Below are 10,413 nucleotides of genomic sequence, written 5' to 3' on the forward strand. Positions count from 1 at the left end.
GGGGCTGTTCGTGGCGTTCGAGGGCGCGGACGGCACCGGAAAGTCCACGCAGGCCCGCCGGACGGGACACCGGCCCCGGTCGGCTCCTTCCGTAGACTGGCCCGCATGGACGCACCCATGCACCTCGCGATCGTCGCCGGCAACTGGCTGTTCTACGCGCTCGCCGTGGTCGCCTTCCTCCTGGAGCTGTGGGCGTTCGCGGACGCGGCCCGCACCTCCCAGGAGACGTTCCTGCGCGCCGGCGGGCGCACCAAGGGCTTCTGGCTGGCACTGACGGGCGCGGCCGCCGCCGTGGGGCTGGTCGGTGTGCTCCTCGGCCCGACGGGCGGCTTCGGCATCCTCGGCCTCGCCGCCGTGTGCGTCGCGTCCGTGTACCTGGCCGGCCCGCGGGACGACCTGCGCTTCTACGGCGGCCGCCGGGGCCGCTGAGCCCCCCGCGACGCCGCCCCCGGCGGGGCGACCCCTCAGCCGACACCGGGCGCGACGGCGTCCCACCGCACGGTGAGCTCCCCCCGTCGCCATCGGGACTCGCGGCCCAGCACGGGCCAGCCCGCGTCCTTGAGCGTGCGCACCATGGCGATCCACCGCTGCCGGGTCCCGTAGGCCCCGAGCGGCGCGTGCAGCGCCCAGGCGGCGTCGGCGTCGGCGAGGAGCCGGTGCACGGGCTCCCCGGGCACGTGGCGGTGGATGAGCGCCTTGGGCAGGCGCTCGGCCACGTCGGACGGGCGCTCGAACGCACCCAACCGCATGGCCAGCGTCAGCGACGCCGGGCCGTCCGCGCGCAGGTCCACCCACGCCGCACGCCGCCCGTCCTCGGAGCAGGTGCCCTCCACCACGACGCCGCCCGGGGCCATGCGGGACGCCATCAGGTCCCAGATCGCGGGGACGTCCTCCTCGCGGTACTGCCGCAGCACGTTGAAGGCGCGCACCACCGTGGGCGGGCGGGAGGTGGCCAGCTCGAACCCGCCGCGCTCCCAGGACAGGCCCGGCAGGGCCGGAGCGGTGGCGCGGGCGTGGGCCACGCGCTCGGGCTCGATCTCCAGGCCCACCAGCTCGGCGGACGGCTGGACGGCACGCAGCCGGGTGAGCATCTCCACGGCGGTCCACGGCTGCGCCCCGTAGCCGAGGTCCACGAGCAGCGGCGCGGCGGTGCGCCGCAGCAGCGGCCCGTGCACGTCGGCGACCCAGCGGTCCACGCGCCGCATGCGCTGGGGGGCGGTGGTCCCGCGCGTCACGTGCCCCTGGGGCCCGCCGCGGGCCCCGGGCCGCGCGCGGCCGCCGTCGGGCAGGGTGAGCCGACGCGCCTTCTGGACCATGCCGGCCAGCCTAGCGAGGCCGTCGCGGAGGCCCGCCGGACGTGGCGCCCGCCACGATCGGCCCGCCTAGGATGGGGGCATGGCTGACACCTTCAAGCTGATCCTGCTGCGGCACGGTCAGAGCGACTGGAACGAGAAGAACCTGTTCACCGGCTGGGTGGACGTCCCGCTGACGGAGAAGGGCCGCGCCGAGGCCTCCCGCGGCGGTGAGCTGCTGGCCGCCGAGGGCCTGCTGCCGGACGTGCTGCACACCTCCCTGCTCAAGCGCGCCATCACCACCGCCAACCTGGCCCTGGAGGCCGCCGACCGCCAGTGGATCCCGGTCAAGCGCTCCTGGCGCCTGAACGAGCGCCACTACGGTGCGCTGCAGGGCAAGGACAAGGCGCAGGTGAAGGAGGAGTTTGGCGAGGAGCAGTTCATGACCTGGCGCCGCTCCTTCGACGTGCCGCCGCCGCCGCTGGACGACTCCTCCGAGTTCTCCCAGGCCGGCGACGAGCGCTACCGGGACATCGGCCCCGACGCCCCGCGCACCGAGGCCCTGAAGCAGGTCATCGACCGCCTCCTGCCGTACTGGACCGAGCAGATCGTCCCGGACCTGAAGGCCGGCAAGACGGTCATGGTCGCCGCGCACGGCAACTCGCTGCGCGCCCTCGTCAAGCACCTCGACGGCATCTCGGACGAGGAGATCTCGGGGCTGAACATCCCCACCGGCATCCCGCTCTTCTACGAGCTGGACCAGAACCTGAAGCCGGTCACCCCGCACGGCCGCTACCTGGACCCGGAGGCCGCCGCCGCGGGCGCCGCCGCCGTGGCCGCCCAGGGCGACAAGAAGTGACCCCCGCGCCGGGCGGGACGCGGCAGTGCGCCGCGCCCGTCCGGCGTCGTGCGTCCCGGCTCAGGCCGGAGCGGAGCCCTCACGCCGCGTGGACTCCCCGGTGACCAGGTAGCGCGCCTTCGCGGCCACGGCCAGACCGTGATCGGTGAAGCGCTCCAGGTAGCGTGACGCCAGCGTGACGTCCGTGGTGGTGGCCGGCGGGGACCCCCACGACGGCGCAGCGATGGCCCGGAAGACGGAGACGTGGTGGTCGTTCACCACCTGGTTGAGGGCGTGGATCCGGTCGGCGTGCGCCAGGTCCTGGGTCTCCAGCAGGAGCACGACCTCCTGCGCCACCTCCACGGCGGCGTCCGTCATGGACCCGAACAGGGGGCGCATGTCGCAGGGGATCACGTGCTCGGGGTAGCGCAGGCGGGTCAGCTGGGCGATGTGCCGGGCGAGGTCCCCCATCCGCTCCAGCGACGCGCTCATCCGCAGCGTCGCCAGCACGGTGCGCAGATCCGAGGCGACGGGCGCCTGCAGGGAGAGCAGCCGGACGGCCTGCTCGTCGAGCCCCTCCTGCATGAGGTCGATCCGGGCGTCCTCCGAGATCACCTGCTCGGCCAGGTGCACGTCCGCCGCGTCGAGGGCGGCGCGGGCGTCGAGGACGGCGCGGTGCACCAGGCGGGCGGTCCCGACGAGGTCCCGCTCGAGTCGTTCCAGGTCGGCACGGTAGAGCTCGCGCATGGCACGCCTTCCCGGCCGGCCGGCCGTCGTCTCGCAGGGGTGGGGTGGTCACTCTTCCAGGCGGAGGTGAACGCCGTGTGAACGTCGGACCCCCTGCCGACGACGCGCGGGAGGCCGCCGGGCCGGGCCCCCGGCACGGGCTACGCTGACCCCGTGGATCCCGTCATCATCGGACTGCTCTGCGGAGCCGTCGGACTGCTCATCGGAGTGGCCTCCATGCTGGCCTTCCGTGCGTCCGAGCGCTCGCGCACGGTGGACCTGTCCGTGGAGGAGCCCACCCTCTCGCCCGGCGCCGCGGAGGTGCTCTCCGTCATCGGCCGGTCCTACATCGTCGTGGACGCCGTGGACGGCGTCGTGCGCGCCAACCCCTCCGCCTACGCGATGGGCCTGGTCCGCGGCCACACCCTAGTGCCCGACGCGCTCCGGGAGCTCACCGGGGCGGTCCGGGCGGACGGCGTCGTGCGGGAGCGTCAGGTGGACCTGCCGCGCGACCCGAGGCACCAGTCCTCCCTGGTGGTCGAGCTGCGGGTGGCGCCCCTGGACGACGAGTACATCCTCGTCCTGGCGGAGGACCGCACGGGCGCCATGCGCACGGAGGCCATGCGCCACGACTTCGTGGTCAACGTGTCCCACGAGCTCAAGACACCCGTCGGCGCCATCTCCCTGCTGTCCGAGGCCATCGCGGACGCCGCGGACGACGACGACGCGGTCCGCCGCTTCGCCCGCCGCCTGGGAGTGGAGTCCACCCGCCTGACCGCCCTGGTGCAGGACATCATCGAGTTCTCCCGGCTGCAGGCCAAGGACGTGGTGCGCGAGGGGCGCTCCGTGGACCTCAACCTCGTGGTGGCCGAGGCCGTGGACCGGGTGCGGCTGACCGCGGAGGCGCGGGGGATCTCCATCCGCGCCGGCGGCCACGTGGACACGGTGGTGCACGGCGATCCGGACCAGCTGATGACGGCGGTGCGCAACCTCGTGGACAACGCGGTGCGCTACTCGCCGGACGGCACCACGGTGGGCGTCGGCCTGACCTCGAAGGACGGCCTGGCGCAGATCACGGTGACGGACCAGGGGATCGGCATCAGCCCGGAGGAGCAGGAGCGCGTCTTCGAGCGGTTCTACCGCGTGGACGCCGCCCGGTCCCGCCAGACGGGCGGCACCGGCCTGGGCCTGAGCATCGTCAAGCACGTGGTGATCAACCACGGCGGCGAGGTCACCCTGTGGTCCCAGCCCGGCCGCGGGTCCACCTTCACCATCCGCCTGCCCGAGTGGGCCCAGGCCCCGCAGACCCCCGACGCCGGCGCGCCCGCCACCGTCGCCACCCTCCCCGAACGTCGCGGCCACCGCGTGGCCGCCGCCGCAGCACCCGCACGGAAGGAGCACAGCGCATGAGCCGCATTCTGATCGTGGAGGACGAGGAGTCGTTCAGTGACCCGCTGTCCTACCTCCTGAACAAGGAGGGCTTCGAGGTCGCGGTGGCGGCGGACGGCAACGACGCGCTCGAGGAGTTCGAGCGCGGCGGCGCGGACCTGATCCTCCTCGACCTGATGCTGCCGGGCATGTCGGGCACGGAGGTGTGCCGGCAGATCCGGCAGAGGTCCCACGTGCCGATCATCATGCTCACCGCCAAGGACTCCGAGATCGACAAGGTCGTGGGCCTGGAGCTCGGCGCGGACGACTACATCACCAAGCCGTACTCCTCCCGTGAGCTCGTGGCGCGCGTGCGCGCCGTGCTGCGCCGCGGGGGCGAGCCGGAGGAGCTGGTGACCTCCACGGTGTCCGCGGGGCCGGTCCGCATGGACGTCGAGCGCCACGTGGTGGCCGTCGACGGCGAGCCCGTGAACCTGCCGCTGAAGGAGTTCGAACTGCTGGAGATGCTGCTGCGCAACGCCGGCCGGGTCCTCACCCGCGGGCAGCTGATCGACCGCGTGTGGGGCTCCGACTACGTGGGGGACACCAAGACGCTCGACGTCCACGTCAAGCGCCTGCGCGCCAAGATCGAGCCGGACCCGTCCAGCCCGCGCCACCTCGTGACGGTGCGCGGCCTGGGCTACAAGTTCGAGTCCTGAGCCGGCACGACGACGCCCCCCGCCTCCGAGGAGGCGGGGGGCGTCGTCGTGTGCGCCGGGGCGCGGCTCAGTGCTGTTCGCCCTCGCCCTCGCCGTAGGTGGCGGTCTGCTCGTCGAGGTGCTCGGTGTCCGCAGACTGGCCGGCGGGCAGGTACTCCTTGTACTGCTCCTGCGTGGCGGAGAGGACCGGCACGCCGAGCTGCAGCTGGGTGCCGTCGGCGGAGACGGTGGCCTGGGCGTTCTGGCCCGGCCACACGGAGCGCTCGACCTCGAGCTGCTGCTCCTCCAGCTTGACGGTCTCGCCGGCCTTCACGGGGACGGTGATCTGGCCGCCGTCCTGCACGGCGATGGTGTAGGTCTTGTCCGCGCCGGAGTCGTTCTTCAGGGAGCCGATCAGGCGGGCGGGCCCGGAGGCGCCCTCGCCGACCATGCCCAGGTTGCGGACCTCGACGAAGCCCGTCTGAGTCGCGTTCACGCCGTCGGACGCGGAGTACTGGATGCCGGTGGCGACCGGGCTCACGGCGGAGCAGCCGGTGGCGCCCAGGACGGCGGTGAGGGCGAGCGCGCCCGCGGCGAGGCGACGCCGGGCAGGGCGGGAAGCGACGGACTTCACGAGGTTCTCCTACAGGTGCGGTGGCGGAGGTCGGCCCCACACGGGGGCGATCAGCCTCAGGCTACCGCATGGCGCCGCCCCGGCCGCCGTTCGCGACGGCCTCGTGCACTATCACATCGGCCCGGTGGGATGCCGGACACCCGCGGGGTGTTTCGCGTCTCCGTGGTAGAATCGACCGACAGGAAAGGGGCATTTCATATGGTTTTCGAGGTCGGAGAGACCGTCGTCTATCCCCACCATGGTGCGGCGCGGATCGAGGAGATCAAGACGCGCACCATCAAGGGCGAAGAGAAGATGTACCTCAAGCTCAAGGTGGCGCAGGGCGACCTGACCATCGAGGTCCCCGCGGAGAACGTGGACCTGGTCGGCGTGCGGGACGTCGTGGACGACAAGGGCCTCGAGCACGTCGTCGAGGTGCTGCAGGCCGAGCATGTGGAGGAGCCCACCAACTGGTCGCGCCGCTACAAGGCGAACCTGGAGAAGCTCGCCAGCGGCGACGTCAACAAGGTGTCCGAGGTCGTGCGTGACCTGTGGCGCCGGGACCACGATCGCGGCCTGTCGGCGGGGGAGAAGCGCATGCTCTCCAAGGCCCGCCAGGTGCTCGTCTCCGAGCTGGCGCTGGCCAAGAAGGTCTCCGAGGAGGAGGCCGAGGGCATGCTGGACAAGGTCCTCGAGGGCTGACCCACCCGCCCGGGCATGACGCCCGGCGACGTCGACGGCGCGCCGTCCGCTTCCCCACCCGGAGCGGTCGGCGCGCCGTCCCCGTTCCTCCGGGAGGCGTCCGCCGCGCCTTCCTAGGATGGGCGCATGCCCACCGCGCTCGTGATCGCCGCCGCCGGCTCCGGAACCCGCCTCGGCGCGGGTGTCCCCAAGGCCCTCGCCCCGCTGACCGACGGACGTCCGCTCCTGGACCACTGCCTCGAGTCCGTCGCCGCCGCGCGCGCCACCGGCCTCGGCCTGGACGCGCTCGTGGTCCTCGTTCCGCCGGCGGCCGATCACGCGCGGGCCGTCGCGGACGTCGTCGCCCGCCACGAGACCGCGGTGGGCGCGCCCGTGACGTGCGTGCCCGGCGGTGTGGAGCGGGCCGACTCGGTGCGCGCCGGCCTGGCCGCCGCGGACGCGGCGCTCGCCGACCGCGGCCACCCGGCCGGGCAGGGCGTCCGGCATGTCCTGGTGCACGACGCGGCCCGCGCCTTCACCCCGCCCGCGGTCTTCGAGGCCGTGGCCGGAGCCCTCGTGTCGGGCGAGGTCGCCGCCGTCCCGGGTCTGCCCCTGACGGACACCGTCAAGGAGGTGACGGGCGCGGACGGGCGGGAGGTCGTCGTCGCCACGCCCGCGCGGTCCGCCCTGCGCGCCGTGCAGACCCCGCAGGGGTTCGACCTGGACGTCCTGCTGGCCGCGCACGCCGCCGCCCAGGCGGACCCGGCCGCGGACGCCGCGGCGCTGACGGACGACGCGATGGCCATGGAGGCCGCCGGGCACGCCGTCGTCGTGGTCCCGGGGGACGAGCGGGCCTTCAAGGTGACCTCCCCGGCGGACCTCGAGGCCGCCGCGCGGATCCTCGCCGTCCGTGACGCCCAGTCTGGTCCCGGCACCCCCTCTCCCGCCGCCGTCCCGGCGGCGCCGCCACTGCCCCGCACCGGCATCGGCACGGACGTCCACCGCTGGGCCCCCGACGACGCCCCCCGCCCGCTGTGGCTCGGCTGCGTCGAGTGGCCGGGCCAGAACGGGGTGGCCGCCACCTCCGACGGGGACGTCGCGGCGCACGCGGCCTGCAACGCGCTGCTCTCCGCGGCCGGGCTGGGCGACCTGGGCGCGGTGTTCGGCGTGGACCGCTGGGAGATGCGCGGGGCGTCGGGCGCCGCGATGCTCGCCGAGGTGCTGCGCCTGGTGACGGAGGCCGGGTGCCGCATCGGGTCCGTGGCGGTGCAGGTCGTGGCGCCCCGCCCGAAGGTCGGCACCCGCCGGGCGGAGATGGAGGCGGCGATGTCCGCGGCCCTGGGCGGGGCCCCCGTGGCCGTCTCCGCGGCGACGACGGACGGGCTCGGCTTCATCGGCGCCGGCGAGGGGCTGGTGGGGCTGGCCACGGCGCTCGTCGTCCCGGCTGCCTGAGCGGCACGGGGCGCCCACTAGGCTGGGTCCGACCCGCAGACCGCCCTCCGGAAGGACCCGCGCCGCCATGGCCCAGCGCTTCTACGACACCCGCTCCGCCGAGATCCGGGACTTCGTCCCGCTCGTGCCCGGCCAGGCGTCGGTGTACTACTGCGGCGCCACGGTGCAGGGCATGCCGCACGTGGGCCACGTGCGCAGCGCCATCGTCTTCGACGTCCTGATCCGCTGGCTCGAGGCCACGGGCCTGCGCGTCACCTCGGTGCGCAACGTCACGGACATCGACGACAAGATCCTCGACCGCTCCGCCGCCTCGCAGGAGCCGGGCTTCGAGCCCTCCGAGATGTACCCGGCCGACGAGCCGTGGTGGGCGCTGGCCTTCCGGTTCGAGAACGCGTTCGATGCCGCCTACCTCGCCCTCGGCGTCCGCCGCCCCACCTACGAGCCGCGCGCCACGGGCCACGTCCCGGAGATGCTCGCCCTGATCGAGCGGCTCATCGAGCGCGGCCACGCGTACCCGGCCGCCGACGGCTCGGGGGACGTGTACTTCGACGTCCGCTCGTGGGACCGCTACGGCGAGCTGACCCGGCAGCGCGTCGAGGACATGCAGGACGCCCCGGACGCCGACCCCCGCGGCAAGCGGGACCCCCGCGACTTCGCCCTCTGGAAGGGTGCCAAGGAGGGTGAGCCGGTGACCGCCGTCTGGAGCTCCCCGTGGGGCGCGGGCCGCCCCGGCTGGCACCTGGAGTGCTCCGCCATGTCCACGAAGTACCTCGGCGGGGAGTTCGACGTCCACGGCGGCGGCCTGGACCTGCGCTTCCCGCACCACGAGAACGAGCTGGCCCAGTCCGCGGCGGCCGGCGACCCCTTCGCCCGGTTCTGGCTGCACAACGGCCTGGTCACCTATCAGGGCGAGAAGATGTCCAAGTCCGTGGGCAACACGATCTCCCCCCAGGAGATGCTGGCCATGGCCCGGCCCAAGGCCGTGCGCTACTTCCTGGGCCAGGCCCACTACCGCTCCCAGCTGGACTATCGTCCCGGTGCCCTGGAGGAGGCCGAGGCCGCGGTGGAGCGCATCGAGAACTTCGTGCAGCGCGCCGCCGCCGCCCTCGGCGCCCCGGAGCTCACCGCCCCGCTCGCCGAGCACGTCCCCGCCGCGTTCCGCGCCGCCATGGAGGACGACCTCGCCGTCCCGCAGGCGCTCGCGGTGCTCCACGAGGCGGTCCGCGCCGGCAACTCCGCGCTCGCGGCCGGCGACGACGCCGCAGCCCGGGCCCGCCTGGCCGAGGTCGCCGCCATGACGGCCGTCCTCGGCCTCGACGACGTGCCCGAGGCCTCTGCCGGCGGCTCGGGACCCGAGGCCGCGGCCCTGGACTCGCTCGTGCGCTCCCAGATCGAGGCCCGCGCCCAGGCCCGCGCGGACAAGGACTGGGCCACTGCGGACCGGATCCGGGACGCCCTGGCCGCGGCCGGCGTCGTGGTGGAGGACGGCGCCCAGGGCGCCACCTGGCACCTGGCGGGCTGAGCGCCCGGTGGGGTGCCGGGCGCGCCGCCTAGACTTGGGGGCGATCCGGCGTCCGAGCGCCGCCCACCCGTCCCCGGCACTCCAGGAGTCCGACCATGTCCACCGCACCCCGCTCCGGCGGATCCCGCGCCCCCAAGGGCAAGAAGGGCCCCCAGAAGGGCACCGGCGGCCACGGCCGCAAGGCGCTCGAGGGCAGGGGCCCCACCCCGAAGGCCGAGGACCGCGTCTACCACAAGGCCCACCGCGCCAAGCAGCTGGACGAGCGCTCCGCGGCCAAGCACGGTGGCGGCCGCGTCCCGGTCCGCGACCAGGTCCGCGGCCGCGTGAAGCTCACGGACGAGACCGTCTCCGGTCGCAACCCCGTGGTGGAGGCGCTGCGGGCGGGCATCCCGGCGAAGGCCCTGCACGTGGCCACCCGCATCGAGGTGGACGACCGCGTCAAGGAGGCCCTGCGGCTCTGCGCGGAGAACAAGGTGCCGGTCATGGAGAACACGCGCCCGGAGCTGGACCGCATGTCCGGCGAGGCGGTGCACCAGGGCCTCGTGCTGCAGATCCCGCCGTACCAGTACGCGGACGCCCTGACGCTGGGCCGCGAGGCCATGGAGGCCCAGGAGAAGGGCCACCTGCGCACCCCGCCGCTGCTCATCGCCCTGGACGGGATCACGGATCCCCGCAACCTGGGCGCCATCATCCGCTCGGCGTCCGCGTTCGACGCGGACGGCGTGATCGTCCCGGAGCGGCGCTCCGTGGGCGTGACGGCCACGGCGTGGCGCACCTCGGCCGGCGCCGCGGCGCGCGTGCCGGTGGCCCAGGCCGGCAATCTCAACACCACGCTGGTGGAGCTGCACCGGATGGGCTACTTCGTCCTGGGGCTCGACGGCGGCGGGGACGTCTCCCTGCCCGGCCTCGCCCTGGCCACGGAGCCGCTGGTCCTGGTCGTCGGCGCCGAGGGCAAGGGGCTGTCGCGGATGGTGCGGGAACACTGCCAGCAGATCGTGTCGATCCCGATCCAGTCGGAGATGGAGTCGCTCAACGCGTCCATGGCCGTGGGCATCTCCCTGTACGAGATCGCTGTCGGCCGCGCCGGGGGACGCCCCGTCGCCTCCTGAGACCGGCCAGGCATTCAGTCCCCGGGCGCGGGGCGGTAGCGTCGGAACGGTGAGCACCTCGAAGCCCCGCCCCGCGCCCGGGGACTGAATGCCTGGCCGGTCTCAGGAGGCGAC

The 10,413-nt window shown here is 74.3% G+C and carries 11 protein-coding genes; 8 read left to right on the forward strand and 3 right to left on the reverse strand.

What is annotated here, in order from left to right:
* Window positions 1-105 precede the first annotated feature (105 nt).
* Complete coding sequence (locus tag MHY29_RS09095; RefSeq protein WP_239240488.1) at window positions 106-429, forward strand: DUF2516 family protein; 324 nt, start codon at window positions 106-108, stop codon at window positions 427-429.
* Between the two features lie 35 nt (window positions 430-464).
* Here the strand turns inward: MHY29_RS09095 and MHY29_RS09100 are convergent, their stop codons facing one another.
* A complete protein-coding gene (locus MHY29_RS09100) occupies window positions 465-1,316 on the reverse strand; it encodes a class I SAM-dependent methyltransferase (protein WP_224355619.1) in 852 nt (283 codons plus the stop codon).
* Window positions 1,317-1,395: 79 nt separating this feature from the next.
* On the opposite strand from MHY29_RS09100, the gene MHY29_RS09105 reads away from it, so the two are divergent.
* The gene (locus MHY29_RS09105) at window positions 1,396-2,151 is read left to right on the forward strand and encodes a phosphoglyceromutase (RefSeq protein WP_224355618.1); all 756 of its coding nucleotides are present in this window, start codon (window positions 1,396-1,398) and stop codon (window positions 2,149-2,151) included.
* A gap of 60 nt (window positions 2,152-2,211) precedes the next feature.
* Here MHY29_RS09105 and phoU read toward each other — a convergent pair whose 3' ends face one another.
* A complete protein-coding gene (phoU, locus tag MHY29_RS09110; protein WP_224355617.1) occupies window positions 2,212-2,877 on the reverse strand; it encodes a phosphate signaling complex protein PhoU in 666 nt (221 codons plus the stop codon).
* Window positions 2,878-3,030: 153 nt separating this feature from the next.
* Here phoU and MHY29_RS09115 point away from each other — a divergent pair, with 153 nt between their 5' ends.
* Together MHY29_RS09115 and MHY29_RS09120 are read left to right on the forward strand one after the other, a co-directional pair.
* Complete coding sequence (locus MHY29_RS09115) at window positions 3,031-4,266, forward strand: cell wall metabolism sensor histidine kinase WalK (protein WP_224355616.1); 1,236 nt, start codon at window positions 3,031-3,033, stop codon at window positions 4,264-4,266.
* Window positions 4,263-4,943, forward strand: coding sequence for a response regulator transcription factor (locus MHY29_RS09120; protein WP_224355615.1), 681 nt, complete (start codon window positions 4,263-4,265; stop codon window positions 4,941-4,943). Before MHY29_RS09115 ends, MHY29_RS09120 begins: the two co-directional genes overlap by 4 nt.
* A 67-nt stretch (window positions 4,944-5,010) precedes the next feature.
* Here the strand turns inward: MHY29_RS09120 and MHY29_RS09125 are convergent, their stop codons facing one another.
* Window positions 5,011-5,556: a hypothetical protein gene (locus MHY29_RS09125; protein ID WP_224355614.1), complete on the reverse strand. Its 546-nt coding sequence runs from the start codon at window positions 5,554-5,556 to the stop codon at window positions 5,011-5,013.
* Window positions 5,557-5,754: 198 nt separating this feature from the next.
* Here MHY29_RS09125 and MHY29_RS09130 point away from each other — a divergent pair, with 198 nt between their 5' ends.
* The 4 genes from MHY29_RS09130 to rlmB all read left to right on the forward strand — a co-directional run bounded on the left by MHY29_RS09130 (window position 5,755) and on the right by rlmB (window position 10,299).
* Window positions 5,755-6,237: a CarD family transcriptional regulator gene (locus MHY29_RS09130; RefSeq protein ID WP_224355613.1), complete on the forward strand. Its 483-nt coding sequence runs from the start codon at window positions 5,755-5,757 to the stop codon at window positions 6,235-6,237.
* Between the two features lie 126 nt (window positions 6,238-6,363).
* Complete coding sequence (gene ispF / locus MHY29_RS09135) at window positions 6,364-7,668, forward strand: 2-C-methyl-D-erythritol 2,4-cyclodiphosphate synthase (protein WP_224355612.1); 1,305 nt, start codon at window positions 6,364-6,366, stop codon at window positions 7,666-7,668.
* Between the two features lie 67 nt (window positions 7,669-7,735).
* On the forward strand, window positions 7,736-9,190 hold the full coding sequence (cysS, locus tag MHY29_RS09140; protein WP_224355611.1) for a cysteine--tRNA ligase: 1,455 nt from the start codon (window positions 7,736-7,738) through the stop codon (window positions 9,188-9,190).
* A 95-nt stretch (window positions 9,191-9,285) separates the two neighbouring features.
* On the forward strand, window positions 9,286-10,299 hold the full coding sequence (gene rlmB / locus MHY29_RS09145; protein ID WP_239240491.1) for a 23S rRNA (guanosine(2251)-2'-O)-methyltransferase RlmB: 1,014 nt from the start codon (window positions 9,286-9,288) through the stop codon (window positions 10,297-10,299).
* The last annotated feature ends 114 nt before the right edge of the window (window positions 10,300-10,413 follow it).

This window comes from Micrococcus sp. ACRRV, from assembly GCF_022346985.1.
Taxonomy (GTDB): domain Bacteria; phylum Actinomycetota; class Actinomycetes; order Actinomycetales; family Micrococcaceae; genus Micrococcus; species Micrococcus porci.